Source organism: Blastococcus goldschmidtiae (assembly GCF_031845325.1).
In the GTDB taxonomy this organism is placed as follows: Bacteria; Actinomycetota; Actinomycetes; order Mycobacteriales; family Geodermatophilaceae; genus Blastococcus; species Blastococcus goldschmidtiae.
This window is the reverse complement of record NZ_JAVREI010000004.1, coordinates 187,093-203,035: the sequence shown is the minus strand read 5'-3', so window position 1 is coordinate 203,035 and position 15,943 is coordinate 187,093. Positions and strand designations below refer to the sequence as shown.

The window sequence follows — 15,943 nt, the reverse complement described above, 5'->3', positions numbered from 1 at the left end:
GCTCGGCCTTCGGCAGAGTTGATTGCGCACGTGTTGCGCATGGTCGAGGGGCCCGTCACCCAGCGCGACCCCAACGCCACCCTAAGATCGCGCTTGTCGAAGGGGGACGCATGAGACCGTCACTGGAGTGGGTCAAACACGCTGCGGAAAGCATGGCCGCGGTTGGGCTGGGTCGGACGGAGCGGTTCGCACTTATTCAGTGGTTGGCAGTGAAGTGGGCTGGAGCTCAACCGGGACAAGGCTCGGTGGAGCTGGATTCCACACAGATCACCACGTTCTGCGATTTGTATTTCGCCGTGCCTGGCCACGATGAGCATCCATGGTATGACCCGTTCGGCGCTGCGTGGCCGAAGAATCAGCCAAACGGTGGCTGGCCCGTCGGCTCGGTCCTCACGCAGCTTCGGCGTCCAAACGCGAAACTGCGGGCTGCAATGATCACCACGGTCAGCGGAAGCGTCGCGAACGTGGAGTTCCGTCCAGATGATGACTACTTTGCCGCGCTCGATGGGATGGTCCCGCCAGCCAGGCGGATTCCGCTGCGTGAACTAGCCGTCTGGCGCTACCGCTTCGGGACTCCTGCGGAACTGGCAGCCGATGCCGATGTCACCAGCCTCGTGGAGGCACTGCTGACAGAGCTGCACTTGAGCGAGGGAGAGCGAGCGCGGATCTTCACCGACCAGACAGCGCCCAACCTCGAGAAGCCCGAGGAGCAGACACTCTGGGTTACCGACGCGGCGTGGAACGACGACGCGCTCGCGGAAGTCCTGGCCGCACCGGAGCAGCCGCAAACCGTGGAAGTCCCCGCACCCGCTCCACCGACGGACGATCCCCAAGTTGAGGAAGACGACTACCTCGCACTGGAGGAGTTCGCGCTGCTGCCACTACAGGATGCTGATGTAGAGGCACTCATCCAGCGCGCCCAGGTCGCAGTAGACAAGCGCGGATTGCTGCTGGCGGACCCGGAGTTACTTGAGCAGTGCGTGCTGGCCCTACTCACCGGCCACCTGGTTTTGCAGGGTCCGCCCGGTACCGGCAAGACCACACTGGCCCGAGCTCTGGCCGAGGCCTTCGACTGCTCGAGCGAGCTGCAGACGGCGACCGCCGACTGGAGCACCTACGACGTGATCGGCGGACTCCAGCCGACTATTGGCGCAAACGATCAAGAGGTACTGCGGCCGTGGCTGGGCCATGTCCCTCGGGCGGCGCTCCGCTGTGCCCGCACGGCCCGCGCGCACGATGAGGACTCTGAATCGGAGCCATGTCAGGCCCACTGGTTGATCATCGATGAGTTCAGCCGCGCGCAGGTGGACAAGGCCATCGGAGGCCTTTACACCATGCTCGGGGGTAGTGGTGAGCAGTCGCTGGAGTTATGGTTCGAGAACGATCCAGCCCGCAAGGTCGTCCCGATCCCCAGCCGTTTCCGGATCATCGCAACGATGAACGACGTCGACGCATCCTTCGTATATGACTTCTCTCAAGGGCTGAGCCGCCGCTTCCAATTCGTCTATGTCGGGGTGCCTAGGCGCGAGCAGCTCAAGGACGAGATCCTCGCCGCGTTGAAGCATGCGGCTGTCTGGATGGCGGGCCAGTACCCCGAGCGTGCCCGCAGCCGCGACTCGACCGAACTGTTTGAGCGCTGGCAGGCCGATGCCCGCATGCAGCCGGTTCTCAATCTTCTTGAGGCGGTCGTCACCCGCCTGCGTTATCCCGCCGCCGGCGCCGCGGGAGGGGGCTGGCCGCTCGGCACGGCCCAGCTGGGGGACGTTCTGCGCCATGTTGCCTTGCGCGAGCTGGGTAGCGACGACCTGCTGCCCGTCCTCGACTCTGCACTCGCCAACCGTGTGATACCGCAGATGAGCGGGGTCAAGCCTGTCGTCCTGCAGGACCTTCTAACTTGGTTGCGCGATGAGCATGCGGACCAACTGGCGCGGACCATTCGCGCCGCCGGGCACCTGCGCGACACCGCCGCCACGGCATGACGTCGGTGGAGTCCCCATCAGGCGGTGGAGGAGGTGAGGCTGTCGATCACACCAGCGATGACAGCCCCGTAGATGAGCCCGACGGGCTTGGGGACGGCGACGATCTTGGTAGCGGCTTTCTTACGGACTTCAGCCGCCGAGCTGCGCTGACCGCTGCGCTCCCATTCGTCGCCACGTACTTCGTGCGCAGCGATCAGCTGCAGCTGCGATCCACCGCCGTACTCGGCAACCGCGCCTGGGAGACGCCCAGCCGGTACGAGCCTCCACGCGACGCCGTCCTGGCAGCCCTGCGCCTGCGCACGGCCCTCACGGCCGGGCAACGCTTAGTGGAAGCCCTGCAGGCCGCGCTTCGCAGCGCCAACTTTCGCTTCGAACGCGTCACCGACGAGCACATCGGGCATCTTCACGGGCGGCTCGACATTCCCCGCTATCTCCAGCAGCGCGGCCGACGCACGGTCCCTCGTCGCTATCCGGTCGTTGACGTTCAGCGCAGCAGCGCAACTCCGGAGAACATCCTCGCCGCCTTCGCTGCGCATTGGCACCTCACCGAACTCGACGCCTGCCTCCTTGCCCTGGATGGGCTGCACCGGACCCCCGAGCTGCACCTGGCCGAGCAGGTGCGAGCCGACCTTGTCCGCTTGCACAGCCATCCCACACTGCGCGGAGCCAGCGAAGACGCCGTCCAAGTAGCACGCCGAGAGACGGTCGGCCAGTTGCTCGATACCGTCGAAGCGCGTCTGCGTGCTGGGCACGTCAACCGCCCAGGCGGCTACGAACAGGTCGCGGCCTGGGTTCACAGCGCCCTCTCCGGTTCCGCTGACATCTCGGCAGGTGAGGTGTCCGGAGCCTTCTACGGGCCACAGTTCGACGACAAGCTGTTCGAACTCTGGTGCCTAGCTCAACTCGCGGAGGCTCTTACTGCGCTGCTCGGCCCAGCTCGGCTGACCGCACCCCACCTGCTCAACCGTGACAGCAAGTCTCCCTTGTTCACCTGGGATGCAGGTGCCGACGTCATCGAGCTGTACTTCCAGCCCGCCCTGTCCGAGCTTGTCGGCGCCCCCAACCGGTGGCGCTACCAACCCGGTGACCGGCCGCTGCGTGGCTTCCCCGACCTGGCTGCCCGCTGTCGCCACGTCGACGGCACCAGTGAAGTTGTCTTGATCGATGCGAAGCTTCGCCGCCGCCGCAGTGCCCGAGGTCAGGAGCTGTACAAGCTCCTCGGCTACCTCGCCAACGCCGGACGGCCTATCCATCTCGGCGGCCTCATCTTTCACGCTCCTACTGGATTCCACGCCATCGAAAGCGACAGGCGATGGACTGTAGATCGCGCCGCAGGCGATGAGCCGGGCATCATCGAAATGGTCGCAGTAGACCCCGGCGATCCTGTCGGAAGCGCAGACGCCTTCGCGATCCTCGGCCGCCTCGTGCTCAGTGGCACAGGCGTACCCGCCGAGCAGATCGATGCTGCAATCAATGCCGGAATGAACGACCCAGACGCCACCGAAGAGGAGCAGGAAGGCACCCGCGCACAGGCGCTTGCGGTTGCCCAACTTGAGGCACGAGCGAGCCAGCTGTCCGCCGACGTCCTCACAACAACCGGCCAGAACCTGCATGCCTTGCTGGAGGACACCTGGCTGCGCGTCGGCCCAGACGCCCAACGCATGATCACGACGGCAGTTCACTTCGGCGTTACCGCCCCCGAAGGTGCGGACCTGTCCGGACCCGTCCTCGGGCTATGCGCGCCGCTTGAGCGCCTTCTGCGCGAACGAGTCGCGCTTCCCGCCCTCGCCAATGCGCTGACGCAACCGGGGTGCAATCCAGAGCGATGGACCTTGGGCAGCATGATCCTTCGACTTCGCGAAGCGGTCACTGGACCCAGCTGGCGCGCTCCCCGGGAGCTGCGCCGGCATCTCGCTGCAGCGGGAGTCGACCTTGACTCCCTGTCCAATCTGCTAACTGATCTGGATCAACTCCGCGAACGACATCGCAACACCGCTGCCCATCGAGGCTTGGTGGAGCGCGCCCAGTGGAGCGAAGTTTATCGCGTTGTGCTTCGTGCTGACTCTGCTCTCCTGCCCCGCTTGGTCAAACTGCTCACTCTTGACGAGCCATCCAGCGAGTCCGACAGCTGAGATTGAGGTGTCACCCGCAGCAGGGCTGACTAGCACGGCGGACGGCAGAAGTTCTTAGCTGCCGGCCACACTGTTCACGGCGGGCATCAGCGGAGTCAGATCCACTCCTATCGCGTCACGACCCATGTCGTTGGCAACGCGCAGGCTGGTTCCGGTCCCGGCGAAGGGATCAAGTACCACGCCGCGTCCGGGCGTGTGGTGGCCGCAGTCGGTCCACCCTGTTGTGACTCGCCTGGCGAAGGTGAATTCACGGAAGTAGCCACCCAGTACCGCCTTAGCCTCCGCTGCGAGCACCTGCACGGACAGCGAGTTTCGACCGGTACCGGTCTGCACCTTCAATGCCTTGCCGGCGTCGGAGACACCAGTGGCCTGGATGGCCGCGATGTGAGCATCAGTAAGTTCCGCGGCCTCGGCTAGCTCCATGGCCCGCCGTGCCTGAGGCCGGGACGGGTCCAGCTGACGGGTGCGGGCGACGATCCGCCGCCGTGGCGTGTTGCAGGTCAGGCAGATCTGGGGTGGGCAGGCCAGCAAAATCGCTCGCCGAACGAGCTCTCGCGGATAGGGGGCCAGGTGAGCACCCATGTTGCGCTCCGGGTTGATGTGCCAGACATCGCCCGGGTTCGCCCCGTTCCCAATCTCCTCCGAATAGCCGAACAAGTCGTAGTAGTACGACTGGCGCGGTGCGAGATGGATGACGTATTCATGTCGGTTAGCCAATCGATTCTGCGCTGGCTCCGGCATGCCGCCGTCTTTGGCCCAGATGATGCGGTTTCGCACGACCCAACCCGCATCTACCGCAGCGGCCTCGATCCGCCCAGGGATACCAATGAGCGACTTTTTGTAGTACGTATCGCCGACGTTGAGGAACACTGATCCGGTCGGCCTAAGCAATCGGCGCCACTCGGTCAAGCAGTCCATTATCGCCGAGACGTAGGCGGCGGGCGTCGGCTCCAGGCCGATCTGATCCTCATGCCCGTAGTCACGCTTCTGCCAGTACGGCGGTGAGGTCACGACGAGGTCCACACTGCTCGCCGGGAGGTCGATCGAGCGCGCGTCCCCGGGCATCAGTTGCGTCACCGCAGGCGGCAGCTCCGGCTCCCACGACGCCAGGTCGCTGACCGTCACCGAACCGAGCGAGCGGCCTCCCCCGACTACCGGCGATGTGGGAGTCGCCGACGCTTCGGGACTGTCAGAGCCTTCAAGCATCCTCAACGCCGCACCTACTCCTCGTCGCCGACGATCGCTCAACCGGGTGACCGGCCGAGGAACGCGCACTCCATTCGATGCTCAGGAAGCTATCATTCGGGTATCACAAGACCGATGCAGGACACCCGCGAGGAGCTGGGCCGCCGCTTGCGCCAGCTCCGCATCGAGCGTGCGCTGACGCAGGCCGAGCTGGCGGTCTCGTCGGGTGTTGGGAAGGCGACGATCGCCCGGGTTGAGTCGGGAGTCGTTGTGCCGCAGCTGCGTACCGTGCGCAGCATGGCCACGGCCCTCGACGTTTCGCCCCAGACGCTCACCCATGGGCTCGAAGCTCTCTGGGCTACCGCTTAGGGTCATGTGGCCGCATCGCCGGAGCGCTTGTCGCTGACCTCGAGTGGCGACCTAGCCCGACCAAGCAAGCCGTTTAATCTCACGAACCTTGACTCCCCGGCTTGAAGTTCCTGAGTGTCGAGGTCCGAGTACGGGGAAGTCCAGGTGGACCTGAGGGACTCGAACCCTGACCGCCGCACCGCAATGTCGCAGAGTGCTACGTCGTCCCCGTCGTCCGAGCGCTTCATTACGGCAAGCTATTGGAAGCTCGTCCGTCATCAAGGAGAAGCGTCGAGGAAGGCGGTGTAGCGGCTTTCGGCGGGCCAGTCCTGGTGCCGGCCGGTGCGGCAGGTGCTCTCCCCGAGCCGTTGAGCCATGCGGTCGCAGAACATCGGGAAGGCGTAGCGGTTCCATTCCTCCATCAGCTGCGGACCTGCTGCGTTCTCTGCTTCCCACCGCAGCACCGCCAGCACGGGTAGCTCCCGGGCGATGTGGGCGTGGTGGGGCCAGCAGGCCGGGACCATCTGCGCGGGCCGCCACGCGTACTCGTGGTTGATCCATGCCACGACGTCGTCACACCAGCTCCAGACAGCAGTGCTCAGCTCGCCGCTGCAGCCGGCCGGCTCCCAGGGGCGCTCAAGGTCCGCCACGGCGCCGGCTTGGGCCGCTCCCCCGCGGTCGCCTCGACACGCGTTCCCCAGGAGTTCGAGCGCATTCAGCACCGCGAGCGGTGGCGGTGGGAACGGCAGGACGATCACCAGGACCACGACTCGGGCTGCGGTGCGGTCGTCGCGTTGCCCGTGTCGGCGTGCCGGCTCGGGACGAGCCGGTGGTCGCGGGCGTAGGCCAGCGCGGCAGCCGTGCGCTGCTGGACGTCGTCGGTGCCGGGGCGGGCGCGGCTGACACGCGCGCGGGCGGCGTCGAGCTCGGTCGTGAGCTGCTGACCGTCCTTGCCGTCGAGGCAGCGCCGCAACCGGGCGATGATCGGCGGCGCGGTGCCTGCGACGACGAGGGCGTGCCGCTCGGGGATGCGACGGATGTCCCCGGGGCGCAGCACTCGCACGTCCTCTCCCGAGCGGGACGTGCCGATGCCGCCGGGCCCCTCGGTGAAGGTCCGCCGGCTGATCCGCACGTCGTCGAGCAGGTCGGAAAGTTCCCGGTAGAAGTGGACGTCCTTGCCGCCGCCGAAGATGACGAGGTTGTTGGTGAGCCCGAACAGCGAGCGGGCCTCGTCCTCGCCATAGGAGACGACCATCTGCTTCCAGGTCTGAGCGGCGTAGATGAACGACAGACCGAGCGCGCGCTCATTCGCCATCCGCACCCGCAGGGTCGGCAGCGGCGTGGTGGACGGCAGTTCGTCGAGGCAGGCCAGAAAGCACGGGGTCAGCCGCCCGTGCGGCGAGCTGGTGGCGACCTGCAGGGCGGTGTCGAGGACGTGCTCGGCGACCGCGGTCATCAGCGGTGCCGCCGAGGCGTAGGGGTCCTCCCGGCCGAGTAGGTACACCGTTCCCTGCCGGGCGATGAGGTCGGCCAGATCGGTCGCCGACCGGCCTCGTGAAGGCACGCAGCGCGCCCTGATGTCCGGCTGGAAGAACAGCGCCATCGCCTGCTGGACCGTGGTCACCGTGTTGCCGACGGTGTCCGGGCTGCCGTGCAGCGCGCCGATCAGCAGTCCGTCCCAGAACCTGGCCGCGTGCGGATGCCGCTGCAGGATCTCGGCGGGCTGCTCGGCGGCGACCGGGTTGGCGACCCATTCCAGGACGTGCTCCAGGGTGCGGCCGGTGAGTGCCGCCGCGTGCAGGAATCCCTGCAGCACCTTGGCGGTCTCCGCGGCGTAGAACCGAGCGGCGTTGTCCTGCCGCCCGCCGGTGACCGCTCCGGCGACGGTGCCGGCGGCGAACGCCTTGGCTCGCCGCTCGGCGATTCGAGGATCGACGCAGCCGGCGACCGGGTCCCACACCAGCTCGGGCAGCCCCGGCGCGGCGCCGAAAGGGTCGAGCACCGCCACCGGCCGCGGCGGCTCGTCGGGACCGGAGGGCCGTTGCCGCCGCCCGGCGGTCAGCAGCAGGTCGTCGACCTTGGTCAGCGTCGCCAGCCCGGCGCCGCGGTGGGCCAGTAGGGCGGGAGCGAGCAGGTCGAGGGTCTTGCCGGACCCCTGCTCGCCGTAGACGCCGGTGGTGCGGTCGTACCGGCACCACAGCTCCACCCCGTGTGGCTGGGAGGAGCGGCCCAGCCACCAGCCGACGTCGGTCGGGTCGAACCTTGACGTGAGCATCCGTCTCTCCTTTCAACGTGCCCGGCTGGGCCCGGACCGCTGGGCTCGCGCCTGCAGCTGCTGGTGGGCCTGCTGGACGGCCACGCTGAGCGCGACCGGCGTCTGCGGGTCGTCGAGCAGCGCCCGATTCGCGGCCCAGGCCCGGCGCGGGAAGCCGGCCGTCGCGCGGGCGCCCGGGTCGGCCGCCTGGTCGGCGACGGAGAGGGAGAGCAGCCGGGCGTTGTGCAGGGCGCCGGCGACCGGTTGCAGGTCGGTGGCGTCGACCCGGACCAGCCCACCGGGCTGATATCCGCGCAAATACGCGGCCACCCGCTCCTCGCGCGGCGGCACGTCCCGGGCGTAGGCGATCAGGGATCCGTTGTCGGCCCAGGATCGGACAGTGCGGTACAGCAACTGCGTGGCGAGAGTCGGCAGGTGCTGAGCCGCGGACGTCACCGATGCGCGCAGAGGCGCCGTCCAGGTGGCCGGGTCAGGCTCGGAGCGGAGGACGGCATGGAGGCGACCCGCTGCGGTCACGCCGGATGGTGTGTGCTGGTGGAAGCGGCGGCTGCCGTCGTCGTACGGACGCAGGGCTGCTCGGACGGCGCGCCAGGCGTCGGCCGCCGTCGTCTGACCTGCCGATGGTGCGTCGGTGGAGCCGAGGCGCGCCGCAGCGGAGCTGAGTGTCTGGGCGGCGATCGTGTAGGCCAGGACCTCGGTGACCGACGGTGGATCATTGGCTCGGGCCGTGGCTTGGAGTAGGACGCCGATGGCATCGGGGACCACGCGTGCCGGGTCGACGGACGCATCGACCGCGGGGCCTGGAACGGGGCGGTCGAGGATGGCGACGTCGGCGCGTGTCGGCGGTTGCAGCGCGGCTGTCTGCTGGACCAGGGCCGCCTGACGCTCGACCTCGGTGTGCCACTGCGTCGCCGGACCGGCAGGCAGGCGGTGGGCGACCACCTCGGCCAGCGGCGTCACTGTCTCGGCTACGGCGGTGGCGACGGCCCACCGGCTGGTCACGGTGGTGTGGTCGTACAGGACGCCGACAGTGTCGGCTGCGGCAGCCGCCAACCGGGTCAACGCCGACTCGGTCGCTGGAGCGCGGACGCCGAGCTCTGTGCAGGCGGCAGCCAGGGCGGCGACCTGCTGTTCGCGGCGATCGCCGGCGAATGGAGAGACGCCGTCGCGGCGCAGGTGGGTCAGCGCCCGACCCAGGTGGCCCAAGGCAGTGCCTGCATCGGCGCGCGCGGCTGCGCTGTCGTCCGTGGTCCGCGCTGTGTCGGCGAGGGCGTCGAGTAGCTGCCCGAGCGACGTGGCCATCAGCGTGGCGCACGCAGCGCTCGGTGGCCGTGCTGGGCGGCGGCGAGAACGTCGGGGTGCGCGAAATCAGCGGCGGGCAGGTTGCCGAGGATGCGCAGCGCCTGCTCGACGAGCCGGTCGGGGTCGGTGGCGTCGGCCGTCGCGGGCACCGGACCGCTGGGTGCGCGCAGGGCGGTGGCGGCGGCGAGGCAGTGCAGCTGCGCTGTCGGTCCGGCCTGGTCGTTGCGGGAAGCGGCGGCGAACAGTGCCGCAGCCTCGGCCCGGGCGGCGAGCAGATCAGGGTTCAGGCCGTTGTCTGTCGAGCTCATCGAGGGGTCTCCTTCACGGTGTGGACGGGTGATGCCTGGGTCGACGGTGCTGGGAAGGTCGATCGGGACGTGGTGCTCGGGATGGATCTGTGGAGACGACCGCGGATGGTGTCGCCGCCTGTGGACAGGAGACGATGAAGACGTCCCCGGCTGCCTCTGGACGGGTAGCGGTCCGGGCGGATGACCGCTCGCCCGGCGCGGAGTTGGCGCAACCCAAGGGCTTGCTCGGCCTCCCTGCGGGTGGCCATGCCGCCGCGGGCGTCGCCCGGGCGCCGGTGGCGGGCGACCAGGACTGCGGTGATGACCGTGGCGGTCAGCAGGACGAGCTCGGCGGCGGCAACACACGCGTACACGGGCATGGGTCCGGCGACCTGACGCCGTTGGTCGGGCGGCAGGCCTCGGCCGGGGGTGCCGTCCAGCAGCCCGCCGAGGACCTGCGTGATCGTCTCGGTGCCCTGCGGCCACACCCAGCCACCGCCCCACAACGCCGAGGCGAGCCCGAGACCGACCAGGGCCGCCAACGCGACAGCGATCAGGGCGCCACCGGCCGCGGCGACGGCCAGTTCCCATCCCCGGGCAATTGGCTGCGGGTCGCGACGGCGGAAGGGCGTCGTCACGCGCCGGCCCTGGTGCGGTGGTGGATGTCCACGTCCTGGTTCCTCTCTACCGGTCAGCCGGCGCTGGCTGCGTGCAGGTCGACGCCGCGGCTGGCCAGCCACGGCACGGGGTCGACGGACGCGCCGTCGGTGCGGACCTCGAAGTGCAGGTGGACGCCGGTGCTGTTGCCGGTGGACCCCTGGAAGCCGATCAGCGCCCCGGCGCTGACGCCCTGACCGGCGGTGACGGTGTAGGCCGACAGGTGTGCGTAGCGGGTGGTCACGCCGCCGCCGTGGTCGAGTTCGACGAGGTTGCCGTAGCCGGCCAGGCTCAGGTTGCCGTCGCGGTCGCAGTAGGCGCTGGTGCAAGCGGCACGAACTACGGTGCCGTCGGCGGCGGCGTAGATGGGGGTGTTGCGGGGCCCGGCGATGTCGACACCGGCGTGCGGAGCGCCCCAGCGGGACCCGTAGCCGGAGGTGACGGTGCCGGCGGTAGGGCGGATCCACGATCCGGCCGGCACCGGCAGGTCTGGGCAGATGCCGGGCGCCGCACCGCTCCCGTCGGCCGCAGTGGCCTGGGCGGTCGGCCAGAGCATGGCGGTCAGCTCGCGGGCGAGCGGCTCCCAGCGGGCGTACGCCGACCCATAGGCCGACACCTGCACGGCTTGGGCGGCCTGGGTGAGCGGGATGGCGCGCCAGTCGGGCACGGCCACGAGCCGGCGGTAGAAGGCCTCGGCGGCGTAGACGGGATCCATCAGCTGGGCGACGGTGCCCCAGCCGGCGATCCAGCGCTGTTGGAAGGTGTTGACGCTGTCGTGGTCGGAGCCCAGCCCGTCTTGCGGATAGGTCAGGCTGGTCGCGGTCACCGCGGCCTGGTCGGCGGTGAGCTCAGGGCTGCTGCCGTCGTTGGCCAGCATCCGGATGCGGGACTCCTGGTAGGCGGTAGCCAGCGCCACGGTGGCCGCGTACGGGTCGAGCCCTTGTGCTGCGGCGACGGTGACGATGGTCTGCGCGTGGCCCATCTGGACGCTGTCCAGTTCCATGCCGGCTACGGAGGCGCCGGTGCCGCCTGTCGAGCAGGACGACGACGCCACCGCCGTCGACGCCTCCGGAGCGGCGAGAACCGCCAGCGGGATCAACAGCAGAGTGAGTACCCCGAACACGGGGACGGCGACGGGAGCGGCGGCCTTCCACAGCCATCGCTTCGCGTACGCCCGCGCCAGTCCTTCGGCCGTCCCGCTCATGCCGGACGTCCCGTGAGTGCCTCGTTGGTGTCGGTCAGGGCCAGCTCGGGCGCGGTGAGGACGGTCTGCACCTTGAACGCCCGGTCACCGACCAGCCACAGGGCGCGGCCCTTGCCGGCGATCGCCCATCCGGTGACCACCCGCTGGGCAATCGGGGTCAGCCCGAGCATGCTGCCGAGCTCGTCGGCGACGGCCTGGTCCTGGCCGTGCAGCACCTTGACGTCGCACAGGTGCAGCAGGTCCCGGGCGATGGCCACCGCCTGGGAGGAGGCGTCCCCGGCGGTGAGCATGTCCGAGGGCTTGTGCGCGAGCAGGATCTGCACGTCGGCGTCGCGGCGGGACAGCCGCAGGTTGGCGTCCAGGCTCTTCATCGCCTCGGCACCGAGGCGCATCTGCCGCCACGTCTCGTCGCGGATGACGATGCGCAGGTCGCCAGGCTCCGCGATCTCGCGCATGGCCTGCCCCCAGGAGTTCAGGCAGGTCAGTGCGATGCCGACGGCCTGGTCACCGAGCGGCTCGAGGCGGGACAGCGACAGGGATTGGATGGGCGCGCGCCAGTCGACCTCGATCGACGTGTGGTCGTCGAAGAGGCCGGCCAACGAGCCCTTCACGAGGGAGCCGAGGGCATCGCGCAGGGTGCGGGTGGCGTCGAGGAAGTGCCGCCGGTCGGCGTACCGGCAGCAGGCGACGAGCTCGTCGGTGGGCTCGTCCAGGGCTTGCCACAGCTGCGGGATGGTGGGCTCGGTCAGCCGGGTGGCTCCGCTGCGGTAGCCGGTGAGCAGTCGCAGCGCCTCGCCGACGGCGGTCTCCTCCACGGGGCCGAAGGGCACGTTCTGCGAGCCGACCAGGCCACGGATCAGCACCAGCCAGCGGGCGAACATGATGGCCTCGCGGCGGCGAGCCTCGGCGGAATCAAGCTGCTCCCAGCCGTGGCCGAGCGGGCCGAAGGCCAGTGGGTTGACCCGGGCGGAGAGTCCGTGGCCGATGACGAACGGCTCCACGCCCAGCGCGCGGCACAGCGGCTCGTACTCGTCCTTGGTGTCTCCGAGGACGAGGGTTCGGTAGCCGTAGGCCAGCATGCGCAACGCGAAAGCCTTGACGGTGGCGGACTTGCCGCGGCCGGGCTTACCGAAGACCACGACGTTCGGGTTGGTGACCGGGATGTCGTCGTCGGTGACCCAGCCGACCGGATCGCAGTAGAACGCCCCGCCCGACAGTAGGTCGATGCCCATCTGCGCACCGGTGGGCGGCAGCCCGCTGGTGGCGATCAGCGGCCACACCACCGGCGTCTGCTCCGACGTCATTCGCCACACCGACAGCGGCGCGGTTGCCGCCGCCCGTCCCCGGCCACGTCCGCGCGGCCCGCGGCGAGACACCAGCTGGGTGAAAGGGCCCCGCTCGCGTGGCGCTCTGTCCACGGTGGGTTGCGCTGGCAGTCGGTGGCCGAAGTCGTCGAGGAGGACGGCGACGTCCCGGCCCCGGCGGAAGCCGCGGCGGTTCATCGCCGTCCCCTGCGGTCGGGCAGCCCCACACCGAGGGGTATGGCGGCGGCGGCGAAGCCGGAGTCCTGCGCCAGGTCCAGCCGCAACGGCACGAAGCCGGCGGCACGGACGGAGGCGGCGAGCCGGCGGCCGTGCTCCTCCACCGGCCAGGTGGCCGGGACGGTGACACAGGCTGCGACGGCCGGGCGGACCAGCGCACGCCCGGCGGCCAGCTTCTCGTCAGCGGCGCCGATTCGCTCGGTGTCGCGCCGCTGTCGGGCCCGCTGACGGAAGCCCATGCGGGCGCGCAGCTCGTTGCCGGTGGTGGCGCTCATCTCCTCCCGGCCGACCACCCGGGTGGCCCGGTCCAGCGGCAGCGGGGCGAGGAACACCGTGAGACAGCGCCGCTCCCCCGCCGTCGCCGGGACCAGCACCGGGGCCAGTGCACCGAGCACCGCCCCGGAGTCGGGCAGCAGGATCGTGTCGGTGACCGACGCCCATGCGTCGTGCACGTAGTGGCGCACCTCGGCGCGGGCCTGGGTGGGCCCGGCGGCGGCCATCGGAACCCCGGTCGCCAGCTGCGTGCCGTTGGCGGCGGACAGGTCGGCAGCGATCAGTTGGCCACGGTCGCCGGGAGCGAAGCCGGTGCGCACCGCGGCAGCGAGTGCAGCCGAGTCCAGCCAGGTGACGGCGGTGCAGCCGACCGGGCCACGCAACGCACTCTCGACCTCGGCCATCACCCCGTGCAGCACCCGAGCGCGGCCGTCCACCCCGCCGCCGGACTCCTTCGCGGCCCGGCCGATCCGTCCCTCACCGACGACGACGGTCACGAAGGCCTCGGTGCGCACCGCGGCCGGGGTGAGAGTGGCGCCCAGCAGTGCGTTCACCCGGGCGGCCAGCGGCGCGGCGTCGGAACGGGTGTGGGTTCGTTCCCAGGCGGCGCGCTCGGCACCGTCGTCGGGCACGGTGCGCACCTGCAGGGCCAGGACGTCGATCAGTTCGGTGCGCGCGGCGATTTCGCACAGCTCCGCCAGGCCGGCGCCCATCCTGTCCCGCTCGGCCGGCTCAGCGAGGCCGATGCCGGGATGGTCGATCCGCGCCACGGCCGCCCACGTGCGCGCCGCGGAGTTCTGCACGATCACCGGGCGGGTGAACAGCTGCCCGTAGGGCGGTCCGTCGTGGGTCCGGATGCCGGCGAGCACTCCGGGCAGGTCGGCCGCGGACAGGTCCTCGGCCGTCCCGGCGGCGGCCCGGGAGCCGAAGGCCGTCCAGCCCATGGCTCCTCCGATCGCGTGCAGACAGAGATCGCCGAACCAGCGGCCGGCCGCGCGCCCCCGGATGGGGACCAGCAGCACGGCGGCCAGCAGCGCCCACACCGGCAGCCAGATGGCGAACAGCCCCCATGCCTGCGCGTTCAGGGCCAAAAGCGCCGGTACGCCCGTGAGGGTGACGAGGGCCAGTTGGGCGCCGGTCATCCCGAGGAACCAGCCGGAGACGTCGCGGGAGTAGTCGCCGTAGCGGACGGCGCTCATCGCGCGTCGTCCTGGTCGGGACCGATCGGGTCGCTCTCACCGGGCCGGTCAGGTGCGATGCCGTCGAAGCGCTCGGCGGGCCAGGCCGCAGAAGATGCGCCTCCGGCATAGTGGGCGCGCCCGTTCCCGGCCGGTCTCGTCGGCTGTGTTCCGCCGTCGTCGGGACGGCGCCCGCGGCCGTACGTGCCTCCGGTCGCCGTCCCTCCGCCGGAGCCGTTGCCGCGCGCCGGCTCCCGGGCGGGCAGCGGCTGCCCGTAGTACGGGTGGGTGTGCCCGACTCCGGCGCCCGACAGCACGTCTGACGCCGAGGCGGCCACCCCCGCGGCCAGTCGGCCGGCCGTGGAGGTACCCGTGGTCAGCGCTCGCAGCGCGCCGGCGAAGCGCCCACTGGTCGCCGCGTCTGCAGTCGACTCGCCCTGCGCGCGGTCACCGGCCAGCTGCGCCGCTGCACCGGAGGCGGCCACCCCACCGGATGCGGCACCCGCCGCCGCGGTCGCCGCGGCCGTTCGCCCGCCACCAGCCTTCTGCAGCGCACCCATGACTCCGCCGGAGGCGGCCAGCGAGGAGCGCAACCCCGCCCCGCTCGACGTGCCCGGGTCGACGAAGGCCAGCAGCCGGAACAGCGCCAGCGGACAGATCGCTCCGAGCAGGATCAGTAGGCAGCCGACCACCGCCATGCCGATCGCGGCCTCAGTGCTCGTCTCCTCGGCTCCGGTGAGGATGCCCTCGGTGATGGTCACTCCGACGCCGAGGACGAGCACGGCGACCGGGGCAACCAGCAGCGCGGCGAGAAACCAGCGGAGGCTTCGCCAGAACCAGCTGCTCGACGTCTGCGCCAGCAGCCCTCCTGCCGAGATCGCCGAGGTCGCGGCCAGCACGATCAGCGCCGCCTCGCGAACCAGCATCAGTAGCAGGTAGCCCACGCTGGCCGGCACCAGCAGGAAGATCGAGCTGACCCCGAGCACGGTGGCGACGGTGCCGTCGACCAGGTCGCGGCTCACGCTGATCGACGGGTCGAAGGCGGCCATGGTGTCGATGTCCAGCAGGCTGCGCAGCAGAGCCGTAGTCAGTCCGGAGACGCCGGTGACCAGCAGCGCCGCCACCCCGATGTAGCTGGCCCAGACCAGCCCGAACTGCAGCAGTCCGATCAGCAGCCGGCCCAACGTCTGTCCGTCCCGGCGCACCGCTGCGACGCCCAGCTGCACCATGGCCATCAGCGCGGCCACGGTCGCGCCGATGCCGAATGTCACCGGATAGACGGCGGCCAACGGGCCATCGGCGGACAGGTCCGGAGTGGCCAGGGCGTCGATCACCGAGAACGCCAGGCCCAGCAGCCACAAGCCGGCCTCCCACAGCGACAACATGGCGTTGACCCAGACGTCTTCGACCACCGCGCCGGCTGCCTCGCCGATCACGCAGAACGGATTGATCGGCAGGCACGGCAGCGCGCCGCCCACCCCTGGAACGGCCGGAAAGGCCGTCACCATCGGGTCCGCGGCCGCCGCCGGACCTGTGGACACGAAACAGATCGCCAAAGACATGAGGAGGATCGCTCCCAGTC

The 15,943-nt window shown here is 70.1% G+C and carries 13 protein-coding genes; 3 read left to right on the top strand and 10 right to left on the bottom strand.

Annotated features, from left to right (window positions below; translation table 11 throughout):
- The first annotated feature begins 245 nt into the window (after positions 1-245).
- Positions 246-1,979, top strand: coding sequence for an AAA family ATPase (locus RM425_RS09215; RefSeq protein ID WP_311344898.1), 1,734 nt, complete (start codon positions 246-248; stop codon positions 1,977-1,979).
- Positions 1,976-4,111 carry a hypothetical protein gene (locus RM425_RS09210; RefSeq protein ID WP_311344897.1) on the top strand — a complete coding sequence of 712 codons (2,136 nt, stop codon included), beginning with the start codon at positions 1,976-1,978 and terminating at the stop codon, positions 4,109-4,111. The genes RM425_RS09215 and RM425_RS09210 overlap by 4 nt, the downstream gene beginning before the upstream one ends.
- A 54-nt stretch (positions 4,112-4,165) precedes the next feature.
- Here RM425_RS09210 and RM425_RS09205 read toward each other — a convergent pair whose 3' ends face one another.
- A complete protein-coding gene (locus tag RM425_RS09205) occupies positions 4,166-5,236 on the bottom strand; it encodes a DNA-methyltransferase (RefSeq protein ID WP_311344896.1) in 1,071 nt (356 codons plus the stop codon).
- Positions 5,237-5,431: 195 nt separating this feature from the next.
- Here RM425_RS09205 and RM425_RS09200 point away from each other — a divergent pair, with 195 nt between their 5' ends.
- A complete protein-coding gene (locus RM425_RS09200) occupies positions 5,432-5,665 on the top strand; it encodes a helix-turn-helix domain-containing protein (RefSeq protein WP_311344895.1) in 234 nt (77 codons plus the stop codon).
- 257 nt (positions 5,666-5,922) lie between these two features.
- Here the strand turns inward: RM425_RS09200 and RM425_RS09195 are convergent, their stop codons facing one another.
- From RM425_RS09195 to RM425_RS09155, 9 genes are all read right to left on the bottom strand, one after another.
- A complete protein-coding gene (locus RM425_RS09195) occupies positions 5,923-6,294 on the bottom strand; it encodes a hypothetical protein (protein ID WP_311344894.1) in 372 nt (123 codons plus the stop codon).
- 104 nt (positions 6,295-6,398) lie between these two features.
- The gene (locus tag RM425_RS09190; RefSeq protein WP_311344893.1) at positions 6,399-7,919 is read right to left on the bottom strand and encodes a type IV secretory system conjugative DNA transfer family protein; all 1,521 of its coding nucleotides are present in this window, start codon (positions 7,917-7,919) and stop codon (positions 6,399-6,401) included.
- Between the two features lie 12 nt (positions 7,920-7,931).
- Entirely contained in the window at positions 7,932-9,221 is a 1,290-nt protein-coding gene (locus tag RM425_RS09185) for a hypothetical protein (RefSeq protein WP_311344892.1), read from the bottom strand.
- Positions 9,221-9,529 (bottom strand): hypothetical protein, encoded by a 309-nt coding sequence (locus tag RM425_RS09180; RefSeq protein WP_311344891.1) that lies wholly within the window; start codon positions 9,527-9,529, stop codon positions 9,221-9,223. The genes RM425_RS09185 and RM425_RS09180 overlap by 1 nt, the downstream gene beginning before the upstream one ends.
- Positions 9,526-10,146 (bottom strand): conjugal transfer protein, encoded by a 621-nt coding sequence (locus RM425_RS09175; protein WP_311344890.1) that lies wholly within the window; start codon positions 10,144-10,146, stop codon positions 9,526-9,528. Before RM425_RS09175 ends, RM425_RS09180 begins: the two co-directional genes overlap by 4 nt.
- A gap of 53 nt (positions 10,147-10,199) precedes the next feature.
- Positions 10,200-11,369 carry a M23 family metallopeptidase gene (locus RM425_RS09170; RefSeq protein ID WP_311344889.1) on the bottom strand — a complete coding sequence of 390 codons (1,170 nt, stop codon included), beginning with the start codon at positions 11,367-11,369 and terminating at the stop codon, positions 10,200-10,202.
- Entirely contained in the window at positions 11,366-12,871 is a 1,506-nt protein-coding gene (locus RM425_RS09165) for an ATP-binding protein (protein ID WP_396137035.1), read from the bottom strand. The genes RM425_RS09170 and RM425_RS09165 overlap by 4 nt, the downstream gene beginning before the upstream one ends.
- Entirely contained in the window at positions 12,868-14,382 is a 1,515-nt protein-coding gene (locus tag RM425_RS09160; protein WP_311344887.1) for an SCO6880 family protein, read from the bottom strand. The genes RM425_RS09165 and RM425_RS09160 overlap by 4 nt, the downstream gene beginning before the upstream one ends.
- Positions 14,379-15,902, bottom strand: a complete 1,524-nt coding sequence (locus RM425_RS09155; protein ID WP_311344886.1) for a hypothetical protein — start codon at positions 15,900-15,902, stop codon at positions 14,379-14,381. The genes RM425_RS09160 and RM425_RS09155 overlap by 4 nt, the downstream gene beginning before the upstream one ends.
- Positions 15,903-15,943 lie beyond the last annotated feature (41 nt).